General features: G+C 59.4%; 21 protein-coding genes and 1 pseudogene. 7 read left to right on the top strand and 15 right to left on the bottom strand.

What is annotated here, in order from left to right:
* Positions 1-329: 329 nt before the first annotated feature.
* Positions 330-887 (top strand): helix-turn-helix domain-containing protein, encoded by a 558-nt coding sequence (locus ACIPUD_RS19370; protein WP_446481368.1) that lies wholly within the window; start codon positions 330-332, stop codon positions 885-887.
* A gap of 87 nt (positions 888-974) precedes the next feature.
* Here ACIPUD_RS19370 and urtA read toward each other — a convergent pair whose 3' ends face one another.
* Positions 975-2,216: an urea ABC transporter substrate-binding protein gene (gene urtA, locus ACIPUD_RS19365; RefSeq protein ID WP_377787008.1), complete on the bottom strand. Its 1,242-nt coding sequence runs from the start codon at positions 2,214-2,216 to the stop codon at positions 975-977.
* A gap of 35 nt (positions 2,217-2,251) precedes the next feature.
* Positions 2,252-4,150, bottom strand: a complete 1,899-nt coding sequence (locus ACIPUD_RS19360; protein ID WP_446481347.1) for a cache domain-containing protein — start codon at positions 4,148-4,150, stop codon at positions 2,252-2,254.
* 371 nt (positions 4,151-4,521) lie between these two features.
* Between ACIPUD_RS19360 and ACIPUD_RS19355 the strand changes: the two genes are divergently transcribed.
* Positions 4,522-4,893 (top strand): hypothetical protein, encoded by a 372-nt coding sequence (locus ACIPUD_RS19355; protein WP_446481346.1) that lies wholly within the window; start codon positions 4,522-4,524, stop codon positions 4,891-4,893.
* Between the two features lie 259 nt (positions 4,894-5,152).
* Here ACIPUD_RS19355 and ACIPUD_RS19350 read toward each other — a convergent pair.
* The 5 genes and pseudogenes from ACIPUD_RS19350 to ACIPUD_RS19330 form a co-directional block, all read right to left on the bottom strand.
* Positions 5,153-5,607, bottom strand: a pseudogene (locus ACIPUD_RS19350) (hypothetical protein); the annotation flags it as partial.
* A 458-nt stretch (positions 5,608-6,065) separates the two neighbouring features.
* The gene (locus tag ACIPUD_RS19345) at positions 6,066-6,443 is read right to left on the bottom strand and encodes a response regulator transcription factor (protein WP_377786966.1); all 378 of its coding nucleotides are present in this window, start codon (positions 6,441-6,443) and stop codon (positions 6,066-6,068) included.
* Between the two features lie 77 nt (positions 6,444-6,520).
* The gene (locus ACIPUD_RS19340) at positions 6,521-7,132 is read right to left on the bottom strand and encodes a response regulator transcription factor (protein ID WP_377786969.1); all 612 of its coding nucleotides are present in this window, start codon (positions 7,130-7,132) and stop codon (positions 6,521-6,523) included.
* Positions 7,133-9,343, bottom strand: coding sequence for a sensor histidine kinase (locus ACIPUD_RS19335; RefSeq protein ID WP_446481345.1), 2,211 nt, complete (start codon positions 9,341-9,343; stop codon positions 7,133-7,135). It abuts the gene before it with no gap.
* Positions 9,344-9,685: 342 nt separating this feature from the next.
* Entirely contained in the window at positions 9,686-9,877 is a 192-nt protein-coding gene (locus ACIPUD_RS19330) for a hypothetical protein (RefSeq protein ID WP_377786975.1), read from the bottom strand.
* Positions 9,878-10,038: 161 nt separating this feature from the next.
* Between ACIPUD_RS19330 and ACIPUD_RS19325 the strand changes: the two genes are divergently transcribed.
* A complete protein-coding gene (locus ACIPUD_RS19325; protein ID WP_377786978.1) occupies positions 10,039-11,019 on the top strand; it encodes a helix-turn-helix domain-containing protein in 981 nt (326 codons plus the stop codon).
* A 502-nt stretch (positions 11,020-11,521) separates the two neighbouring features.
* Here the strand turns inward: ACIPUD_RS19325 and ACIPUD_RS19320 are convergent.
* The 7 genes from ACIPUD_RS19320 to ACIPUD_RS19290 form a co-directional block, all read right to left on the bottom strand.
* Entirely contained in the window at positions 11,522-11,797 is a 276-nt protein-coding gene (locus ACIPUD_RS19320; protein WP_446481344.1) for a hypothetical protein, read from the bottom strand.
* A 404-nt stretch (positions 11,798-12,201) separates the two neighbouring features.
* A complete protein-coding gene (locus ACIPUD_RS19315; RefSeq protein ID WP_377786985.1) occupies positions 12,202-12,429 on the bottom strand; it encodes a DUF6894 family protein in 228 nt (75 codons plus the stop codon).
* A gap of 3 nt (positions 12,430-12,432) precedes the next feature.
* A complete protein-coding gene (locus ACIPUD_RS19310) occupies positions 12,433-13,164 on the bottom strand; it encodes a Crp/Fnr family transcriptional regulator (protein WP_446481343.1) in 732 nt (243 codons plus the stop codon).
* A gap of 174 nt (positions 13,165-13,338) precedes the next feature.
* A complete protein-coding gene (locus tag ACIPUD_RS19305; RefSeq protein ID WP_446481342.1) occupies positions 13,339-13,752 on the bottom strand; it encodes a GFA family protein in 414 nt (137 codons plus the stop codon).
* 75 nt (positions 13,753-13,827) lie between these two features.
* Positions 13,828-15,666, bottom strand: a complete 1,839-nt coding sequence (locus ACIPUD_RS19300) for an outer membrane protein assembly factor BamB family protein (RefSeq protein WP_446481341.1) — start codon at positions 15,664-15,666, stop codon at positions 13,828-13,830.
* 102 nt (positions 15,667-15,768) lie between these two features.
* Positions 15,769-16,482 (bottom strand): class I SAM-dependent methyltransferase, encoded by a 714-nt coding sequence (locus ACIPUD_RS19295; RefSeq protein ID WP_247476147.1) that lies wholly within the window; start codon positions 16,480-16,482, stop codon positions 15,769-15,771.
* 56 nt (positions 16,483-16,538) lie between these two features.
* The gene (locus tag ACIPUD_RS19290; RefSeq protein WP_247476146.1) at positions 16,539-17,270 is read right to left on the bottom strand and encodes a class I SAM-dependent methyltransferase; all 732 of its coding nucleotides are present in this window, start codon (positions 17,268-17,270) and stop codon (positions 16,539-16,541) included.
* Positions 17,271-17,690: 420 nt separating this feature from the next.
* Between ACIPUD_RS19290 and ACIPUD_RS19285 the strand changes: the two genes are divergently transcribed.
* Positions 17,691-18,092, top strand: a complete 402-nt coding sequence (locus tag ACIPUD_RS19285; protein WP_446481340.1) for a hypothetical protein — start codon at positions 17,691-17,693, stop codon at positions 18,090-18,092.
* A 3-nt stretch (positions 18,093-18,095) separates the two neighbouring features.
* On the opposite strand, the gene ACIPUD_RS19280 is transcribed toward ACIPUD_RS19285, so the two are convergent.
* On the bottom strand, positions 18,096-18,260 hold the full coding sequence (locus tag ACIPUD_RS19280; protein ID WP_247453749.1) for a hypothetical protein: 165 nt from the start codon (positions 18,258-18,260) through the stop codon (positions 18,096-18,098).
* Positions 18,261-18,362: 102 nt separating this feature from the next.
* Here ACIPUD_RS19280 and ACIPUD_RS19275 point away from each other — a divergent pair, with 102 nt between their 5' ends.
* From ACIPUD_RS19275 to ACIPUD_RS19265, 3 genes are all read left to right on the top strand, one after another.
* A complete protein-coding gene (locus ACIPUD_RS19275; protein WP_446481339.1) occupies positions 18,363-18,737 on the top strand; it encodes a hypothetical protein in 375 nt (124 codons plus the stop codon).
* A gap of 304 nt (positions 18,738-19,041) precedes the next feature.
* Complete coding sequence (locus ACIPUD_RS19270) at positions 19,042-19,296, top strand: hypothetical protein (protein ID WP_018455390.1); 255 nt, start codon at positions 19,042-19,044, stop codon at positions 19,294-19,296.
* A 213-nt stretch (positions 19,297-19,509) separates the two neighbouring features.
* Complete coding sequence (locus ACIPUD_RS19265; protein WP_446481338.1) at positions 19,510-20,856, top strand: IS5 family transposase; 1,347 nt, start codon at positions 19,510-19,512, stop codon at positions 20,854-20,856.
* The last annotated feature ends 3 nt before the right edge of the window (positions 20,857-20,859 follow it).

Here is a 20,859-nt window from a genome sequence, read left to right as displayed (position 1 = left end):
TCCCCTCTCGGCGGCGAGTAAGCTTTCGGATGCGGCATCAAATACTTCGCAGGGAGCACACATTAGATCTCCGGACGTATTTCGCAATGAATGGTGTTGAGCAGCCTATGGCCTGGAACCCGAGTTTTCAATTTTAACGATCCATTCCCTTTCCAGCAGTCTATCCGAGGGTCGGACAACAAGCCGCTGCTAACAAAAAACGGGGACTTCCGCGCCGAACTGACCCAGGTGACATTCAATCGACTCATGATGCAGCGCTTCGACGTTACGCTGCCGACGAGTTGTCTGGAGTGGAGCTGGAATATTTGGTCCGGCCAAGTTCGATTCTTATGTGGCAATTGCAACAACAGCACGAATTAAATTGGCAAGATGGCCATCGCGACACCAGACCTTCTCGAGCTCCCAGAGGTGGCTCGGGCCTTGAGCACAACATAACTTACACAATGATCAAGTGCCTCACTGACGGCTTAACGACGCAAGTAGAAGGCGCTAATCATCGCCACGGACGGATAGTTGCGCGTTTCGATGCGTTTCTCGAGGCACATCCCGTGCAGCCCTTGTACTTAGCCGATATCTGCACTGCGATTGGTGTAGCCGAGCGAACACTTCGGATGGTCTGCGAAGAACATCTGGGGATGGGACCCATCCGCTATTTGACTCTGCGAAGATTGCATCTGGTTCGTCGCACGCTGCTCAGGGCTGATCCTTCATGCTCGACAGTCACAAAGATCGCCACCGATCATGGATTCTGGGAACTGGGGCGATTTGCGGCAGCTTACCGAACGATGTTCGGAGAACCGCCCTCGATCACGTTGCGCCGGTTCGCGGACGACAACTATGTCTTCGATCGTCCGACCTCTCCGGCAACCTTGTCCTTTAGCGACTAACGTCCGCTTAAGCGTCGCGCTGCTCCGCGGCGGAAGCGGAAAAGCACAGCACATTCGATTCCGACGATAAGTGCGAACGCGACCTTCTCACCAGTCCTTGAATGTGGGCTCGGCGCACCCCCCGCAAACCCAAGGAAAACTCCAGTCGGCTGTCAGTCTCGCGCTTGCGGGAATGTATCGGCTCCAAACCGAGGGTTTGATCGGTGAAATCGATCGCCAGACTACGTCGAACGTTCCTGCAGAATTTATCTTACCAACCATGGCAGGCTTGGACAGATGGTGATTGGTGTTCATCACAACTTCAAAGCCGCTCGGCGCTTTCACTCGCTGACCATACATCGCTTGACGGACGGCGTTCACATCAACAGTGCCGGCTTGGCTGACCGCCTGGGCCCACATTCGAAAACCGACGAAAGTGGCTTCCATCGGGTCATTTGTCATGCTGTCACGCTGCCCGTTGAAGTCAGTCCACATTTTGACAAAAGCGTCGTTTTCTGGCAGCTTGATGGACTGGAAATAATTCCATGCCGCCATTTGACCAGCCAGCTTGTCAGCGCCAATCTGATGCAATTCGCGGTCTCCGATCGAGAGCGCCATAACAGGAAGGGTCGTGGCGCTGATGTGTTGCGCAATCAGCTCACGGTAAAAATAGGTGTTGGCATCCCCATTAATGGTCGAGATAACAGCCGTCTCTTTCCCTTCCGAACCGAACGCTTTGATCCTTCCGACAATCTCGCGCCACTCTGATTGCCCAAAGGGCGTGTAGATCGTTGTGATATCCTCGGGAGCTACGCCCTCGCTGTAAAGATATGCGGTTAGGATCTTGTTGGTGGTGTGCGGATAGACATAGTCGGTGCCGAGCAATACCCACCTTCTAACTTGGCCGCCCTCCTTGCTCATTAAATACCGAACGGCCGGAATTGCCTGCTGGCTCGGCGCGGCGCCACTGTAGAAGATGTTACGCGAACTCTCCTCGCCCTCATACTGAACGGGATAGAAGAGCAGGCCATTCAACTGTTCGAAAACGGGGGTTGCCGCTTTTCGGGACACGGAGGTCCAGCAGCCGAATACGACTGCAACTTTCTCCACCGTGAGCAACTCGCGAGCTTTCTCGGCGAAAGCTTCCCAATTGGAAGCAGGGTCCACGGCTACCGGCTCCAATCTTTTCCCCAGCAAGCCACCCTTTTTGTTCTGGTCCGCAATCATCATGAGAACCGTGTCCTTGAGAACGGACTCACTGATCGCCATGGTTCCGGACAACGAATGCAGAATGCCCACCTTGATGGTCTCTTCGGAAGCATGACCCAACGGACCAGAAAGAGCGAGCATCGCCCACAGCAAGCCGCGCCAGATCGAAGCGAATTTCATGCGAACCCTCCGTCGAGCCCATAGATGCGCGTCTCAGTGGACATCCCCTTCGCCATGACCGCATCGAAGGCCCTGAATTTAAATTGATCGCGAACGCGCGAGTAGACGGCTTCGCTCACTAAGATTGTCGTACCGACCTGCTTGTTCAGTCCTTCGAGCCGAGCAGCAAGGTTCACCGTGTTGCCGAGAGCGGTGTAGTTCATTCGCTCAGTTGATCCGACATTTCCAACGACGGCCTCTCCAACATGAATACCGAACCGCGTGATGAAGGGCTTCCACCCTTCCGCCGCGAACTCAGCGTTGAGTCGTTCACCGGCGGCTCTGGCTGCGAGTGCCGCACGGCAGGCACGCGCGACATGATCTGCTTGTGGCGCGGGCGCATTCCAGAACACCATCACCGCGTCACCGATAAATTTGTCGATTGTGCCGCCTTCCGCGAGGAAGGCTTGGCTTAGGGCCGAGAAGTAGCGCGAGGTCTGCTGCATCAACAAGTCGGGGTCGACCGATTCCGCGATCGTCGTGAAGCCCTGAACATCCGTAAAGATCAACGTGATCTCCTGTTTGATCCCTCCGAGCCTAGTGGAGATGGAGTTGTCCAGCACGCCGCGCACGATCTCTTTTGGAACGAAATGCGCAAAAGACCATATCGCACGCTGCGCCAAATTCACGGTACTGCCTAGATCGTGTATCTCCGCAATGTAGGATGTTACTGGCACTGGATCAGGCTGAGCCAGATTCTGAAGTTTTCCGGCCTGCGCAGCAATAGCGTTTAAGGAACGGGCCATGCGATTGCCGAAAATCCAGACCATCGGGATGAAGGCCGCGCCGACGACGATCGCCAAGATCAAGCCCGTGAACTGTACTTTCCTGACATTCTGTACAAAATCATCCTGCGCCGCCACCAGCAATATGCTGGCGCTGTAGCCATCACTCAAGGTGAAACTCGTCAATCTAAAAAGATAACCATGGCCCCGGTTATCTTCGACCGAACCTTCGTCCACGCCGAGATTGCGTGATATCCGCAGCACAGAGGCAACGAGTCCATCTTTGATTTCGCCGATGTTCGGTAGCTGCGATCGTGTGGGATCGATCATCGCATTTGCGAGTAATTCCACAAAGTCAGGATGGGCAATCAGGGAGCCAGTTTGGTCGAAGATCGTTGCGGTGCCATGCGGTCCTGGGCGCTGGGCCTGGACGAAGGCGCTGAAGCTATCGAGCTTAAGATCGGCCGCGAGCACGCCGGTCACTTTGCCCTGCAAGGGCGCAGCCACAGTAATTACTGGTGCGCCAAGATTGAAGGAAAGATACGGCTCGGTGACAAAGGCCCGGCCCGTTTTCATGGTCTGGGTGTACCAAGGCCGCGTCCGAGCATCGTAGCCGTATTTCCAGAAATCGATTTCGTCGACTTCGCTGCCCTGCCGATCTTGGAACACCCGGCGCATCGGCAGCTCGCCTGCGGCCGTGGGCCGTACGAGATTAATCACGATGTCAGCATTGGCCGGTGCTCGCAGCTTTGCGCGCTGGTCCTCAGTTAGATCGCTGGTGCGCCGCACTTGTAACCAGGCGCCATTCGCAAAGCCGACGTAGATACTGTCCATCTGCGGCATTTCGTGCAGAGCGGCCTTGAACAGGGGGATCGCCCTGCCCGTTTCAGATCGGTCATCCGAATCCGCTACGCTCGAACTAGTAGCAAGCACGTTCACAATTGAAGAGATGGAGCTCAACTCACTATGCAAGCGGCCCAAAGCCTTGGCGCTTGCTGCGTCCATATAGGCTGAAGCCGCTTCGTGCGTTGCCAAGCGCAGAGATCGAACCTGAATTGCAATCAATAAACCTGCAAGCGCAACCACAAAGGTAGCTACAGCAAGCGTTATCGACGTTCGGAACGTGAACATGCAGGCGCACCACTACTTTGAGACTAGACTACGGGAGCTTGCCTCTCGCCACTATGCTAGTTCGGCAACAACGTTGGCTTGATCTGAACACTTTCAGCTTTGCAGTTCCTCGCGCCCCGGGCGTCTCGTTCGACCTAAGGCGACGGCCGTGATCGCCGACGAGACGAGTGCACGAGCAGGATAAGAGGTGCGCTTGATGTGATTGTCCCCCGCTGCTGTCGTTCCCCAGCATGCGGAGAGAACCATTACCCCACAAAGCAGACCCGACTTTTGCCGCGCAGATTGGCCGAAGTAGCATAGTCAGGCCCGCGTCTGTTGATACCCTCTTCACGTGGCGATTTCGGGCCACGTGCAATCACTAGGAGCAAGCGATGATGACTCTAAGGGTTCTGGGCGCGACCGTGATTGTGGTATCAGCCCTTTCCGGCTCTGCTGCATCGGCACAATCGGCCCTCTCTAATCCAGACATGTGCCAAGCTGAATTCGCAAGCTGCACGGGACTTGGGACCGGGGCGACCCCTACCACCGGCTATCGATACCGGCACTCAACGCGGCGCGCCAATATCCAGCCCGTCGCTGCGGCAGCAGGTGCTACGGTCGGCGGATGGGGCAACTCTTACGCCAACGCCGGCGAGATGGGCTGGCACGGCAACTGGAACACCTATGCCACTCGCAATGGCATCGTTTGCCGCCCCGGCACCTATTTCAAGGGTCCTGACGGCCTTCGACATGTCTGCCAATAGGTCGTCCACTGTGACCAGAACCAGGCGGTCCCTCAGGACCGCCTATTCCCTGCCCTGTAGTCGCGTTCGTCCTGAACAAGGAAATCGCACAATTGCAACCGCTTGTGTAGCGGCTGACGACTGCGCCCGAAGTTGCGAGGTGGGGACGTCTCTGGGTAAGCAGGCGCAATGGTTGCAATAGTTAAGCGGCTCAATTGACCTCAGGCCGCCGGTATCCGCCGCGCGCGGTGTCGTCAACAAGATGGCGCCATCCGGCGTCTCAGTTTCTGACGAAGTATAGCGGCGTTCTAATCGTCAGCTGATAGGCGGGCTTTGGTGTCCATGCAATCTGGGCTGTGACGCCAAACAGGCGTTATCGTCCATCCGGTCGAGGTCGAACCGTACAATTGGCTGAGTAAAGGATAGCACTGTCGCCAGGTTCAGCAGTTGCGCTCCGCCAAATGATTGGACGCCCGCGCGGCCCGTGAACTTCCAGTTGTTGGGCCACTGATAGTAGCCGCCGAGATAGCCAATGGTATTCGGGTTGATCGTTGCGAAAGGAGAATCGACATTGATCCTCGTGTATTGGACGCCGGCCAGCAACCCTTTAGTCTCGTCTTCGTTCAGGGCATAGTCGAACTCCACAATGTTGTTGAAGGACGTCGTCGCAAGCGTAGAATCCGGTACCGATCTCGTGATGGTGGTCTGCAGTGTAATCGTTGGCATGGATCCGCCACGATGGTCGTTGACAGCGAAGGACCGCTGAAGCCGATCGAAAGTGTATTGGCGGGCACCGTGGCGTAATGCTGTCGCTAGGATCCTGAGCCAGGGCGGGACCGGATAGACATAACAAAGCCGGCAAGAGCATCAGGCAACAGTACGATCGAACCACATCGGCAAAACGTTGCTCTTGCGCCGTCCCTTAGGCGCGAGCTCGGAAAATGAACATTGTCATCCCAACCGGCCGCTTTGACCGCTGCGGCAGTATGGAGCGGACGTAATAGGTTGTCCAATGTAGCTCTAATGTCTGGTTCCGGCCCATCGCTGCCGTTGATGCGACCCCGCTGAATGTCGGTTGATAGGGACGGACCGGAAGCTTGCGCGGGTGGGCGAACTAGCGCTCCTGAGCTAGACGTCCGGTAGCCCGGTCTTACCTTTGTCTACCAAGGTCGCCGGCGGTCTAGGGACGAAGCTTACACCTTCGTGTTCGTCGCAGTTTCTATAGCGACCAGCAGGGCTGCAGGTTGCAGGGGCTTGGTTAGGAAAGCCGCGCAGCCGGCGGCTTCGCAGCGTTCGCGGGCGCTGGTTTCGTTGTGAGCCGTGATGACGATGGTCGGAATCCGAATCCCTGAGCGAGTGAGTTGGTGCTGGAGCTCAAGGCCGCCCGTTTCGGGCATCTGCAGGTCGACGATCAGGCACACTGGCAGTCCGAGTGGCAGCCCGGCCAGAAAGTCCCGGGCCGAGGTGTATGTCCTGACCTCGAGGGCGCGTGCCCTTAACAAGCGCTCGAGAGCCCTCAGCACGAAAGGGTCGTCATCCACAATCGCGACCCAGCCGGAGTTGTCTCCCATGGCGCCACTATCGGCGTCAGGGTTGTGGCCTGTCGAGTTGGCCCTTGGACCAACATCGCTTCTCATACCCCTCCGCACTAGATCCGCGCTTTTTCCGTCAACCTTACGAGGTCCGCGACCGAGCGTACCCCGAGTTTCACCATCACTCGCCCGCGGTGCACCTTGATTGTCTTCTCCGCAGTACCTAGGTCCCCGGCGATCTGCTTGTTGAGGCGACCGGCGACGACCTGGGTCAGAACTTCGCGCTCCCGCGGTGTCAGCATCGCGAGCCGTACCTTGATCTCGTCGATCTCAGCGATAGCAACACGGGTCGCCGCATCCTGTTTCTCGGCTCGTGCGATGGCAGTCAACAATTCTGTTTCTTTAACCGGCTTGGTCAGGAAGTCGATCGCACCCGCACGCATCGCGCGGACGCTGGTCGATATGTCGCCCTTGCCAGTCAGGAAGATGATTGGCCTTTGCGATCCTGCTGCAGTCAAGGTCTGCTGCAACTCTAGCCCATTTAATCCCGGCATCGACACATCTAGTATGGCACAACCGGGTACCGATCCATCGTGTTCGGTTAGAAACGCCGGCGCAGACGTGAATGTTTTGACGTCGAACTTTCGAGCCCGTAACAGCCGCGACAACGCATTCAGCACCCTTGCGTCATCATCAACAAGGAAAATTGTGAACGTCAGATCTTCCATTTAAGCCTCCACAAGAACTTCTTGCGTTGGCAGCAATATGGTTGCGACGACGCCACCACCAGTACGGTCATTGGCCACGGCAATCCTGCCTCCATGCCCTTCAATGATGGTGGAGCAGATCGTCAGTCCCAGTCCAAGGCCATGGTTCTTTGTCGTGAAGAAAGGTTCGAACAGTCGGTCTTCCTGGGCAACCTCAATCCCTAGTCCTCGATCTCTGACACAAACCTCAATGCATCCCTGCCTTGCTCGGCTGGAGATCGTGATCATCCGTGTCCCCTCGGTCGAAGCCATCGCGTCCATCGCGTTCATAAGGAGGTTTAGCAGAACCTGTTGCAATTGGATGGGATCGCCTGAGAGCTCCGGCAAAGCTGCTGCAAGATCCGTGTTGACCACAATGCGGCGATCGATCATTTCGCTCCGAAGCAACGCGACCGTCTGATCGATCAGTGCGTTTATACTGACGGATTTCAGCTCCGTCTTGCCTTTCTTCAGCAGGCTTCGCAGCCGATGAATGACTTCGCCCGCCCGGTTAACATCTTGCACAATATCCTGCAGCGCGTCTCGAACCTCCGCGACGTTGGGGGGATCGTCAGCCAGGAGATAGAGCGCCGCCTGCGCGTTCGATAAGACCGCAGTGAGTGGCTGGTTGACTTCGTGCGCGATCGCGCCGGAGAGCTCACCCAGAACGGAAACCCTCATCAAGTGCGTGACTTCCTGTCGTTGCAACTCCGCTTCGGCCTCAAAGGCCTTCTGTTCGGTGACATCAACGAAGATTCCGCTAAATCGGTTCGGAACTCCATGATCGTCGGGGCGCACACGCGTCCGGATGCTTATCCACCGGACCCGCCCTTCTGATATGACACGAACTCGCGTTACGGCAGGTTCCCCGGGATGCCGAATTTGGCGGATCGCGGCGAGTGCGACATCGCGGTCGTTAGGGTGTACGACCTCCAAAAACGCATCGCGAGTAAGCGGCAGGTCACCCGCGAGTCCGAACATTGCTCGGCAATGCTCAGTCGTCCACATTTCGTTGGCAGTTTCATCAAACTGCCACAGGCCCACATTTACCGAAGCCGCTGTGAAGCTCATTCGCTCTTCGCTTTCCTTGAGCGAGATCTCAGCTTGATGGCGCCGGCGTCGTTGGAACAGCAATGCGACGACGAAGGATGCCTGCAATCCGACAATTAAGACCGTGCTCAGTACGAGGTGGCGGTGCTCACTCCAGAGAGTAGGCTCCTTGAAGAGCACGACGCTGCCGAGCGGAAGGTCGGTTTCTTTGAGGCCCCACTGCTTCATCGCCCGCGCGTCAGTACGGAAAGCGGGCTTGGGATTGGATTTGGGAGGTACCTTTGTCACCTCGGTACCCGAAAGTATCTCAAGGGCCATGTCAGCGGCAGTTATGCCCAGAGACTCGAATGTGTCTGTGTACCCTCCAACGATCCCAGCGCCGATATAGGTATCGAAGATCCCATAGACTGGAGCGGCGGAAGCTTTCGCCACAGCGGCAGCCACGTCTCTTGGGATGAAGCGTTTGTCTTCGCGATCCGCGAAAAAGGTAAGCATCATGACAATGCTGTCGCTTGGCAGCTGCGAAACATCGCGCAGCAACTCCGCATGAGTGAGGTCAGACCAGTAGACCACCTCAAGCCCGGCATTCTGGCTTTGAATCGCGGTGCGTGCAATTTCGCGCCAGCGGAGATCGACGGCGTCGTTCCCGCTAATCACAACTAAGCGACGTGCGTTGGGCTGAAGCCGTTCTGCAAGCTCAAGTGTTTTGCCAGGATAGGAGTTATTGATCACGCCGGTGATGTCCGGCGGCAGCTGCAGCGCTTCGTAAGTCGACCGTGTGACATCCGAAAATACGACGGGGACCGCCGGGCCGACCACGTCGCGATACTTCAGGATGAAAGGTATCGCCGAGACGCCGATTACGAAGAGAAGGTCAAAATGTACGCCGGCGTATTTCTCGCGAAGGAAATTGGCCATTCGTGATGCGTGCGCCTCATCCGGACGTCGGGCCAGATCCAAATATTCGGCGTCGATTTCAAGCCGCTCAGGAGATCGTTCCAGGAAGCGCTTTCTAACCGCGTCCGAAACCATTGCGGTAGCCGGAAACGTATAATTGTATGCGTGGAGAATTAAGACTCGCCGCGATGCAACTTCAGCCTGAGATCGCGCGATGAGAATCCAAGGCGCGAAAAGAATCAGCAAAAAAACGCCACGCCAAAAACGCGCGTACCTAGCAGCCGGCCAACCACCCCGATCCCAGGCTTTCACGGAGCTCGTCCATTGAAAACTCGGGCGAGGATAGAGCATTCATTCGGGAACTGTCGAGTGGTGAACTCGCCTCGGGGCGTGGCGGGACTAAGCCGCACCGGATCCGAGCCCAATTCATGCGCCTCATGTCCTGCGGCGTCGCCAATGTGGGACCTTGGTCCAATTCAGCGGGGCCGCCTCGGGGAATAACTTCCTCACGTTAGTACCTTTGCTGCGGAGCGTCTGCAGTGCCGTTCCGAAGCGGGCGCGAAGATCAGAACCCCACTTTTGAATGCATCAATTCACGTTTCGGGCGACCAACCGTTTCATTCGCGCGAGATTGCGATAGCAATGCCCCAAGTTCATCATCTCAAGTTGTTTTGGTCCGGTCGGCAGAGCGGCAGCTTCTTCGGTCAGTGCGTCGGCGAGTTCGTCGCACTCGTCCGCTGTCAGGTTGATCGGCTGCTCTGGCTCGCTGCCCATAATCATCCCCGACCCCTTCGGACCTTAAGCGAAAGGGCCTTGCAAGTCTATTGGTGGCTGCCAGCCAGATCGGTTGGGTTGGATCCCGCCGCCGAGCCGCTAAAGCCGACCGTCCAATAAGAAAATGCTGGCACACAACGCGTGTGCCGAAAACTGCGGAGGAGAAGATGGATCGGAGTGCGACGCTCAGTTTTGAAGATCCACTTTGTTACCAGGCGGCGATCACCACTGCGAATTTTGAGGTGCTACCCACGTCAGGCAGTTCGTTTAAAGCGGAACTGACCAAGGTCCACCTAGGTGAGCTATTGCTGCAACGCTTCTTCCACAATTTGCCCACGATCAACACCGGGTTCATCAAACCCGGACGCAGCGTACTTACCTTCCTGACGTCATCGTCGCCGGCTAGTATGCGGCACTGCGGGATGACCGTTTCGTCTGGGAACATAATCGTGAATGACAGCGACGAGATACACCAGCAGACCGAGGCCGAGTTTCGTCTGGGGTCGATATCTCTTGAGATGTCCAGACTTGATGCGGCTTCCCAAGTCATAGCCGGTTGCGACTTGTTTTCGAACTCTTCGCAAAGGCAACTTGTTCGGCCAGATGCTGCTATGATGTCACGGCTGTTGGACCTGCATGAGATAGTGGGCCAAATGGCAGCGAACGCGCCTGAGATTCTTCTAGTGAACGAGGCGGCGCGCTCTTTGGAGAACCAGTTCATTCATCTATTGGTCAGGTGTCTGACCGAGAGCGCCTCTAGTCGATCCATCAATTGCGGCCTGCGTCAGGCCCGGATAATCGCAAAATTCCACGAATATCTCGAAGCTAACCCGAACGTGCCGCTCTATTTAGGAGACATATGCGGAGCGATCGGAGCTGCGGAACGCAGCCTTCGCGCCGCCTGCGAAATACATCTCGGTATGGGTCCTATCCGCTACCTCGCGCTAAGGAGAATGCACCTTGTTCGCCGTGCACTCTTGCAAGCCGGTTCTTCCACGACAACAGTGACGGGAATTGCCATGGAGCACGGATTCTGGGAGCTGGGGCGCTTTTCCGTGAACTACCGCGCGATGTTCGGGGAAACGCCTTCCGCTACGTTGTTCCGAGCCACCGCGCGACCGACCCTACAGATGGCCGATGTGGCGTGAGCGGTCCCAGCAGAATTAATCTGGTAAGTGCCACATCCTTGAAGGAGGCAACTAGCGCCATCTCCAGCTTTCCCCTCCTGCCGCAGAGGATCTCGTACGCCGCTGCGCGAGGAGCGCGACCTCGAGGCACTGTTCGGCGATGTACCGTCACTACAGGGAAAATGTCGATGTTGATCCCGGGCCTGTTCTGACGCGCAGTCGGGCATCCGCAACGAGGCCGCATAGGTCAGACGGTTGGCGCAAGCATAGAAGCCTGAATGTTGATGCTGCTCAAATGCCTCCCATACATGGGCGGCTTCTGCACATATTCCCGGACATTGTCTTTGGTTATTAGCCGTCCGGGCCGCAAGGACCGGGGGCTATATTACAGCTACATCCCCAGACTATGGAAACAGGATGCCGACCGACGCGCTCCGCCGTGAAGAGAAGTTATCGGAAATGCGCAGCTTTTGTGTTGCTTCCACGGTGCGCACCATGCCCCCTCGCCGCCCGGCATCATGAGCTACCTTCGAAGCCTAAGCCGGGCAACCGTTCCCGCGGACCGTGTCTTGGATCTTCCTCTCGTCTTCTCATCCGGCAACCCATTCGCCAAAGCAGCTTTTCGCATTTCAACTGCCTTGGCCAAGCGCGGATCTTTCTTCGCAGCTTCGTAGGCCGGCAACACCGCCTCCATCCACATCAGCATACCTTCAGCCTTGAACACCACGCGGTCGGCGGCGCTGTAAACGCTCTGGGTGATGGCAGCGACCTCACGCGACATCTTGTCTGAGCCGCTCACGCGATGATCCAAGAGCGCGGATGCATATGCACCTTCGCCAAAATTCTCGAAGAAGCTGGTGACGGACCGACGCTCGTCATGAGGGCCAATCCGGTTGGGCAGTCCGACGCCGCTTGTTTGCCATTCGCGGCCATTTGGGGATACATGGGGATACACCCATATGGAGACGGAAGGCCCGCCCTGCAAGCGGTCGATTTACATCGCCCGATAACCTATTATATTGTCAACAAAGTTTGCTTTTGATACCGCTCCAGGTGATATCCTGTTTACAGGCAAGTGGTTTTGTAAACCGAAGGTCGGGGGTTCAATCCCCTCAGCCGGCACCACCGATTTAGCCGACACCGCGGCCTGATAGATCGGGGCACTCCTCCGTCTAACGACAGCTAGAATCGATTTCCCACACATCACGTCAGAGCTTTCCGAGCGACCGTTACACTCAACTGGAGCAGCGGGTGCTTCTCGTTCCTGACTGTAATGAGGACCTGCGCCCCCTTTGCCGACGCGACGTCTCTGGCAATCGAGGTCGCCATTGCGATCGCCTCTCTTTCGGCGGCTTCCGGGCCGGGCAAATCCACCCCATCCTCGTCGACCGCAGCGAAAAAGTCGTCCTTGATATCGAAGTAGAACTTCATGGCTCAGAGCGACGGATTGAGATGAAGGTAAAGCACGTCGAAGTCTGCTATTTCGCGCAACCTGGCTTCATCAAGAATCGATATTCTTCCCCGCTCCAGGTCCAACACGCGCTGAGCACGTAGCTGCTGAACGACCCGATTCATGTGGACCACACTCGTGCCGACGGCGTCGGCGAGGAGTGCCTGAGAGGCCGGAAAATCGAAGGACAGGCCGTCCGCTCGGCCGATCGCCTTCAATCTGGTGTAAAGCTCAAGCACAAGATGCGCCACGCGGCTTGTGGCTTCGCGTTGACCAACGTTGCAAATCCACTCCCGGAAGATCGCGGCGTCGGTCAATGTATCGCGCCAAAGCGCTTCAGCCACATTGGGCCGCTTTCTTATAATTGAGCGCACCGCTGCATGCGGAATGAAGCCGAGAACGCTATCGCCAAGCGTGCTGACGTCATGGTCCATCACATGGAGAAAGAGCCCCTGCAGATCGGGAATGTCGCCAGGTTGGTGAAAGGCCATGATCTGGCGGTGGCCATTGCCGACGATCTTTGATCTCAGGATAAAGCCATCAACGACAAGGCAGCATGCCGAAGGTCGGTCTCCGAGAGAAACGACCGGCTGACCGCCAGCCATCCGTTTCACCGTGATTGGCAGATCACGGATAACGAGCTCGTCCTCTTCGTCAATTTCGGTGCTGACCCGCAACCGCTTCAAGAAAGGTTCGAAAATTTCCGCGTTATTCATCGTTAGCTCCGGTCGGCAAACGAGTTTCTGTCACGTTCGTTCCAACCCGGACCGCTAGCTATTGCCTCACGCGAAGCAGAGGGACTGCCGCAGATTCCACCCTCGCGGAACCGCACGGGAACGGCGTCAATTCATCTCGCCGCGAGCCTTGGAGCGAAATTTGACGCGCAACGCTCACTCCGAATGCTTCGGTGCGCTGCTTTGCTGGAAGTGCTCAGCGTCGGGGATTTCCACCCAGGCATGTTTCGACTGTTCGAAGACCGAGCGGATGGGCGCCGGGTAGTTCGGAACCGCGATCGCGCCCACGGCAACGCCGATCATCGCAGGCAGATTGTCCGCCTTCCAATAGACGGTCGAACCGCACTCGGGGCAAAAATAGCTGCGGACCTCGCCGCCGCTTGCAGCTGTCCGGACGTACTCCTTCGACGTCCCTGAGATCGTGACGCCCTCCGCCGGATAGAACGCACCGACCCCGAACGGCGCGCCGGTTCGACGCTGGCAGTCAATGCAGTGGCAGGCGACGACGAGGCTGGACGGTCCTGGAAGCGACAGCGCGAGAGCGCCGCACCTGCATTGGGCATCGATCATCGAAGCTCCTTCCTCCTCAGTTGGCTGACAGGTTCTGTCGCTCGGCTGGAGCGCAGGGCAATCCAGGACTGACCCTCACTCCTTCGCAACCTCGAACGCCAGCAGTGCGTTGCCGGCGACGCCGCCCCACTGGCCGTAGCCGGAATTGGTATAGAGCATTCCGCCGGCGATGATCGGCCCCGGGCCGTCGATCGCGCCGCCATGAGCAGGGACGCCGTTCACCGTCGTATAGTCTCGCGCCGTGTCGTATTCCCACAACAGCTTTCCGTCGGCTGTCGCGTAGGCGCGCAGAAAGCCGCTGACGCCGCCGGAAAACACGACGCCGGGAATCAGGCTTACGGCAGCCGACAGCGCAGGGCTGCATTGCAGGCGATCGCCACAAGCGACAGGCGATACTTCCATCGCAATTTTTCCGCTGGCGAGGTCGAGGCCGAACAGACCGCCGCCTTGTGTGGAATCGAGCCGCCGCGTACCATCGCGCAGGAACCGCACGTCGGAGTTCGCGACATAGATGCGATCCTGGTCGGCGGCCGAGCCCCACTCGCTGCCGCCGAGCGCACCGCCCTTCCCGATCCGCGTCTGCCACAGGATCTTGCCGCCATCATTAGGATCGAGCGCGTGCACGACGCCGGACTTCTGCGCGATGGCAAGAACGCGCCTGCCGTCACGCAAGGTCACGAGGATCGGCGACTGGCCAAAATCGTGGTCGGGCCCGTGATCTTCAGGACAATTGGTCTTGTCCGCGCCGAAGCACGCGACGATGAAGGCGTCGCTCGGGGTCGCCTGCTGCTTCCAGAGCAGCTTACCGGTCGCAAGCTCGAAAGCGAGGACCGCATCGGCGGTTGCGGCGGGTGGATTCGAATAGGAATTGCTGGTCGCGACGTAGACGGCGTTGCGTTTCGGATCAATCGTCGGTGCCGACCACACCGCCGCGCCGGACGGGCCGAACAGCTGCGTGCCTCTCGCATTCTTGCCGGTCGGATGCGGCACCTCGGGGATCGTGTAGGCCTGCCACACCGGCTTGCCGGTCACTGCCTCGAGCGCGACCACGCTGCCGCGGAAGGTACAGCATTCGTAACTGGCCTGCGAACCGGCGGCCTCCTCCAGCGAGGAGACCGGGATATAGAGCACGCCGGAATGCAGCGTCGGCGCGCCAGTGATGCGCGCTGCCGGATGCTCCTCGACCTTCGTCTTCCAGATCAGCGCGCCAGTCAGTGCGTTCACCGCATAGGCATTGGCGCGCAGGTCACCGAAGAAGATCGCGAACTGATCGGTGCCGGGAAGCGGCCCGAAGCTGATCGCCGCGCGCACCGCGGCATCGGTCGGCAGCGTCCACCTCGTGCAGCCGCTTCGCGCGTCGAGCGCGTGCACCTTGCGGTCAGTGCCGCCGATAAACAGCAGACCGCCCACGATGGTCGGCGGCGCAAACGACACCGAGGCGCCGGGAAAGGCATAAGCCCATTTCAACCGCAGGCGCGGCACCTCTTCCGCGGTGAGGCCGGCCATTTCGGCCGACTGGAAGCGCCTGTTGGCAACGTCGACGCCCCAGCCATTCCAGCGCGGACCATCGAGCGCTTGCGGAAAGAAATTGACCTGCTGCGTGCAGCGTCCCTCCGCATCGACTGCATTGTCGCCCACCGCGGCCTTGCCGGTGACAAAGGCGGCAATCGCACGCCGTTCCGAGTCGCTGCGGTCCTTCGCCATCGCCGCCATGCTTCCAGAAGTCAGCGTTCCCAGCACATGATCGAACGACATCGCCTGCATGGCGCCGCGGCCTGGCACACGGCTCTCGCCATCACCGCCATCGTGACATTGCGCGCAGTGGCTTGCGTAGAGCGCAGCGCCGTCCTGCTGCGCCAACGCGGGCGCGCAGCACCAGACCAGCATGGCGACGGCGACAACACTCGGTCTCATGGCGTGCTCCAACATCGTCACCGCAATGCGAGACGGCATCATGCAACCCAAAGTATAGCGCGAGGGCAATCACTCACGCAACGGACGTTCCGCCCGCGTCCGTCATATCCCCCGGGCAGTGAGGACAGGATCGGGCAGTTCATCGAGCCGCCACAGCCCGAGGCTCTTGTCGCGCCAGCCGCCACTGCCCTCTTCGCAACGCTCGTTGATCAGCTCGCGCGGTGCCGGCCAGTCGAACGGCGCCTTCTCCATGTTCAGCGCCCGCCAGTCGCCGTCCTCGCAATCGCGATTGTCGTCCCATTCGGGAAACGTCGTGACCAGCAGGAAACGCGCGCCGCTGGCGCGAAAGTTCGCGACGGCGCGGACGATATGGTCGAAACTCAAATGCACCAGGCAATCCCGGCACAGAACGACATCGGCGCGCGGCAATGCATCGCGCGTGATGTCGGCAACGAGAAACCGGCCTGACAACTCACCGCCAGCCACGCGCTTGCGATTGGCCGCGATCAGCGACGGCACGATGTCGATGCCGGTGTAGTCGAGATCCAGCTTGATGCGACCGATCCAACCCGCGTCGCCGCAGGGCGCATCGAGCAGCGAGCGCGCGCCGAGCTGCTGCAGGAGTGCAGGAAGCTCCTCGCGGATTGCTGCGGTCGCGGGATTCTCCGAGCCGAGGCCCGACACCGAACTGGCCGCGCCCCACAGGTTGGTCATCTCGATGCGCTCGAACCGCGCGGCCAGATCGAGGCCGACAAAATTCTCGCGGTCGGCGGTGAACCGCTCATGGGCGAGCACGGGTGGGCGCTTGGAGATCATCGTCCGGACCTTAAGATTACGTTGTGAACACTGTGGTCATGCGTTCCATCCGAATCTCATCCCATCCTCAAAACCGGTTTCTGCCACTCCATGATGTGGAAGTAAGGCACCCGGCGATGAAAGGCATTCCTGTCGGGGTCGCCGCCGCTGGGCTGCGGCTCGACGAAAAGGCGCAACAGGAGCCCCTGATCGAGTAGCAGCGTCATGTAGGTGCTGAGCGGACGATGCCAGTTCAGAATTCGGATGCCGCGCCAAGTCACCCAAGTCGGCCGCTCCTCCATGTAGTGATCGATGTTGAAGCGCAAGGCGCCGTCGCCGTCACGCGTCCAGCCGTCGGGCGGACCCGCGGTGTTGAAGCTGGTCAGATTGGCAATCAGCAGCGTACCGCCCGGCCGCAGCGCTGCCACGATCTTCCCGATCGCCGCACCGAGATGGGGCATGTCGACCAGGCTGAGATAGCTGAAGACCAGATCAAATGGCGCTTCGATCTCCATTGTTTCAGCTCGGCCAAGCCGGTAGTCGCCCTGCGGGTCCAATTTCATGGCACGCGCGAGCAGCGCTTCGGTCGGGTCGATGCCGGTGGTGCGGATGCCGGCGCGCTGCATGATGCGACAGAAGCGCCCCTCGCCGCAGCCAACGTCGAGCGCATTGCGGAAGCCGCGCCCTTCGATCCGCGCTCGCATCGGCGCGTCCAGCACGAAGCGGCGACCATAGTCGCCGTCTTCACCCTGCTCGACGATCCAAGCAGCCGCGGACGCGGTCCAGCCGTCGCTGATATCCTCGTTCATGGATCGACCTTCGGGAATGGACGTTGGCCGCACGCATTTCGGGCGCGGCTACTGACCACAGATTGGATCAGAGTTCAACATGAGGTAGCATGCGCATCCCATGCGTCCCTATACCAGCCGAGAGATCGCCAAGATCACCGCGGGTGCTGTCGCGGCGATCGTCGCAACGGGCTTCCTGTTCGCGATCGCGATGTCCCTCTTGCTGCCGCAATAAATCAGCTGCTTGCCGGGGCGCCGTGCCGCCGGAGTTTGTGCCACCCAGCCGGTTGCTGTCGCTCGCCAGCATCTTGGCCGTGGAAAGCACTTGGCCAGCGTCGAGGACGACGCTTCAAGCTCGGTGGACGCCGCGCCCACCGTCTTGATCTCGCCGGCTGCGCGCTCAAAGCCGTCGGCAAGGTTGACCATGTCGCGCTTGCGCTGATGGGCGGCTTGCTTCTCAACCTCGATCTGCGCTGCCGTGAGGCGACCTCGATCCGTGGTTTTGAAGATTTGTCTTTGAAGATTTGTCCTGGCCATGTCCTGATCGCGTCCCGCCGGCAGTTTGGGGAGCGATCCGGGCATGGTCAGACGGAACCGGTCAAGGGCGTCTGCCGTTGTCGACCCATGCGGATCAGGGAAGAAAATCGAAACATGTTTCTGCTGGCCACGGTGACGCTGTGCTGTAGCGCGTTGGCCGGGGCTGTTGCGCTGTTCGAACAGGCTCCCTGGCCGGCTCCGGCAAAGCAGCGGGCTGAAACGGTAGCAATAGACGGGGCCACGCCGACGCCGGTTCGGGTGGTCGGGGCGCCGTTCGAGCCCAACCTCAATCCGCGGGAGCGCTAGCGCTCACGCCGGCGAGACGTCGGCGCCCTCCTCCGGACGGCGTTTGGCGCGGGCCAACTCCTCAGCGAACGCGATCACCTCCGCCCGTTTGTCGGGCGGCAGCGATAGGAACGCGCGGACGAGCCTCAAGCCCTCGGCTTCGCCTGAATGGTCTGCTTTAGCATCCATTCCCCACTGTCGGGCGGCCGGGAAAAATATGCAATCCCCCACCCAACACCTTCTTGATTCGGCCGGCCAGCTTTGCTGGAATGGCGCCAACAGGGGTGCACCATGAAGTGGATCGCGGAACGCGACGCGCTGATCGCGCAGACAATGGCTTTCGTCCAATCGGTAACCGGCAAAAAGGATGACTTGCATCCACCGGAGATCCCGATGGCGACAGTGGCCGCGTCGGTGCAGATCGCCCCCGTCAACACCGTCATCGGGACCGAGCCACTTCAGGCCGCTCCGCCGCAGCCGTTACCTCTCCCGTCGCCCCGGGTGGCGAGCCACGACGTCCGCACCGAAATACAGGCCCGCATCGCCAATTTCCGCAAGCATCAGGAGCGGTTCGAGCGGGAGCGCGAGGAATATTGCGCGGCCACCCTGACCAAATTGCGGGCCGCCATCCGCGAGCCCTCCTCCCGTCCACCGGCTGACAAGTAAAGCCGGATCTCCCGTCGCTGGACTAAAGCCAGGACCACACTAGCCAGAGATTGGCCGCGCAGGCGCCGAACAGGGCCAGCGTGAGGGGCAGCAGCATGTGCCCGCAAGAGGTTTTCAGGTCCGTCGTCATGACCGAAAACATCCGCTGATTCCGCCAAATGAGTCCCGTGGATTCTTTTTTTCGGGATTCAGGACTCGTTAAGGACTCAGGACCCGACGGCCCTGATCACGGCCGCGTGATCGACCGGCGAGCGGAACCCCTACCCCGTCAAATTCGTTAATGCGCTTTCCAGGAGCGGGAACAATGCCCTACGCCCTGTTCTGCAACGATGCCCAGATCAGCAAGGCCTATCCTGACGAGTCCGACGTCTGGAGGCTCGCGCAGCGAAGTGGCCTCGTCGTGGACGTAACCGCGGATGACAACCGTCCCGGGCCACGCCGGGTGCTCGACAACGATTACGAGATCAAGCCGTGCCGGGCCGCACAGGGCGAGGACCCGGCCCGGAACAAGGCCGAGGCTGATCGCCAAGCGAGGATGGAGCTTGAGCTGAATTCCTAAAGAGGAATCGAAGCTGGGAAGCCAGAGCTCAGGAAAAGCTTAGGGGGTCGTCCGTGAACAAGGTTCTAAGCGATTGAGCAGGAGTCTCTTTTTCGGATTCGAGGCGGTTTGAGATTGCAGGGAATGCGAGGTTGAAGCCGCCAAACCCTGCAATTTCGCTTTTGGATTCCCTTTCCCTGCGGCCCATGATTCTGTGGTGCATCGGAGGGAACGATGCGGCCGAAGAAGCACAAGACGACGGGATCGAACGATCTGTTCCGGGCGCGGCTGGACCAGATCATCAATCTGAAGCACGAGTTGGTTCTGCTTGCCGGCAAGATCGATTGGGACAGGATCGACGGCGAGATCGCGCCGCTCTACAGCGAGAACGGCCGGCCGGGGATCGAGACCCGCTTCATGATCGGGCTGTTGTTGCTCAAGCATATCTACGGGCTGTCCGATGAGGGGGTGTGCGAGCGCTGGGTCCACGACCCTTATTTCCAGTTCTTCACCGGCGAAGAGTTTTTCCGGCACGCTTTCCCGCACGAACGCTCGGACCTGAGCCATTGGCGCAAGCGGCTCGGCGACAAGCTGGAGCTGCTGCTGGCCGAGAGCCTGCGGGTGGCGCACGAAGCCGGCGCCTTACGCAGCCAGGACCTCAAGCGCGTCACCGTCGACACCACGGTGCAGCCGAAGGCCATCACCTTCCCGACCGACGCCAAGCTGCTTCATGCGGCCATCCAGGGCCTCAACCGCCTGGCGAGAAGGCACGCCGTCAGGCTGCGGCAATCCTATTCTCGTGTGGCCAAGGCCGCTGCGATGATGGCGGGCCGCTACGCCCATGCCAAACAGTTCGGGCGGCATCAGCGGCAGTTGCGTATCCTGCGCAGCCGGCTGGGCCGGATCATCCGCGACGTCCGTCGCAAGATCGAGGGCCAGCCAGCCCTCGAGGAGGCATTCGCCCTTCCGCTTGGCCGAGCCAGCCAGATCCGCTCCCAGCAGCAGCGCCAGCGCGGCTGGAAGCTCTATTCCTTTCATGCCCCGGAGGTGGAGTGCATCGGCAAAGGCAAGGCCTCAGCCCCTTACGAGTTCGGCGTGAAGGCCTCCATCGTCACCAACAATCGCCGAGCTCCCGGCGGCCTGTTCGTACTGCATGCCAGCTCGCTGCCCGAAAATCCCTACGACGGTCATACCCTGCGGAACGTCATCGACCGGACCGAGACGCTCACCGGATGTCCGATCGAGCGGGCCTATGTCGACAAGGGATACCGCGGCCACGATGCTCAAAATCCACGTCGCATCTTCATCTCCGGCCAAAAGCGCGGCGTCTTCGGCGTCATCAAGCGCGAGCTGCGCCGCCGCTCCGCCATCGAGCCCATCATCGGCCACATGAAGACCGAAGGTCACCTCGGTCGCTGCTACCTCAAAGGCCGTGCCGGAGACGCCGCCAACGTCATCCTCTCAGCCGTCGGCCACAACTTCCGCCGCATCCTAGCCTGGCTCAGAGAACTCTTGTGCCTGTTCCTGGTCCGACTATGCCGCGTGCTGGCCGGTCCAGCCCCGCTCAATTCGCCTTCTTAACGG

The organism is Bradyrhizobium sp. CAR08, from assembly GCF_052871955.1.
This window is presented reverse-complemented; position numbering and strand designations above follow the sequence as displayed.

Coding starts and splice junctions, on each gene's coding strand:
- ACIPUD_RS19370 (WP_446481368.1), top strand. CDS start 330: ATGTGGCAATTGCAACAACAGCACGAATTAAATTGGCAAGATGGCCAT.
- ACIPUD_RS19345 (WP_377786966.1), bottom strand. CDS start 6,443: ATGGGAGACAACTCCGGCTGGGTCGCGATTGTGGATGACGACCCTTTC.
- ACIPUD_RS19295 (WP_247476147.1), bottom strand. CDS start 16,482: ATGATCTCCAAGCGCCCACCCGTGCTCGCCCATGAGCGGTTCACCGCC.
- ACIPUD_RS19300 (WP_446481341.1), bottom strand. CDS start 15,666: ATGAGACCGAGTGTTGTCGCCGTCGCCATGCTGGTCTGGTGCTGCGCG.
- ACIPUD_RS19290 (WP_247476146.1), bottom strand. CDS start 17,270: ATGAACGAGGATATCAGCGACGGCTGGACCGCGTCCGCGGCTGCTTGG.
- ACIPUD_RS19285 (WP_446481340.1), top strand. CDS start 17,691: ATGGGCGGCTTGCTTCTCAACCTCGATCTGCGCTGCCGTGAGGCGACC.
- ACIPUD_RS19275 (WP_446481339.1), top strand. CDS start 18,363: ATGAAGTGGATCGCGGAACGCGACGCGCTGATCGCGCAGACAATGGCT.
- ACIPUD_RS19315 (WP_377786985.1), bottom strand. CDS start 12,429: ATGAAGTTCTACTTCGATATCAAGGACGACTTTTTCGCTGCGGTCGAC.
- ACIPUD_RS19340 (WP_377786969.1), bottom strand. CDS start 7,132: ATGGAAGATCTGACGTTCACAATTTTCCTTGTTGATGATGACGCAAGG.
- ACIPUD_RS19310 (WP_446481343.1), bottom strand. CDS start 13,164: ATGAATAACGCGGAAATTTTCGAACCTTTCTTGAAGCGGTTGCGGGTC.
- urtA (WP_377787008.1), bottom strand. CDS start 2,216: ATGCTCGCTCTTTCTGGTCCGTTGGGTCATGCTTCCGAAGAGACCATC.
- ACIPUD_RS19325 (WP_377786978.1), top strand. CDS start 10,039: ATGGATCGGAGTGCGACGCTCAGTTTTGAAGATCCACTTTGTTACCAG.
- ACIPUD_RS19265 (WP_446481338.1), top strand. CDS start 19,510: ATGCGGCCGAAGAAGCACAAGACGACGGGATCGAACGATCTGTTCCGG.
- ACIPUD_RS19330 (WP_377786975.1), bottom strand. CDS start 9,877: ATGATTATGGGCAGCGAGCCAGAGCAGCCGATCAACCTGACAGCGGAC.
- ACIPUD_RS19355 (WP_446481346.1), top strand. CDS start 4,522: ATGATGACTCTAAGGGTTCTGGGCGCGACCGTGATTGTGGTATCAGCC.
- ACIPUD_RS19360 (WP_446481347.1), bottom strand. CDS start 4,150: ATGTTCACGTTCCGAACGTCGATAACGCTTGCTGTAGCTACCTTTGTG.
- ACIPUD_RS19305 (WP_446481342.1), bottom strand. CDS start 13,752: ATGATCGATGCCCAATGCAGGTGCGGCGCTCTCGCGCTGTCGCTTCCA.
- ACIPUD_RS19280 (WP_247453749.1), bottom strand. CDS start 18,260: ATGGATGCTAAAGCAGACCATTCAGGCGAAGCCGAGGGCTTGAGGCTC.
- ACIPUD_RS19270 (WP_018455390.1), top strand. CDS start 19,042: ATGCCCTACGCCCTGTTCTGCAACGATGCCCAGATCAGCAAGGCCTAT.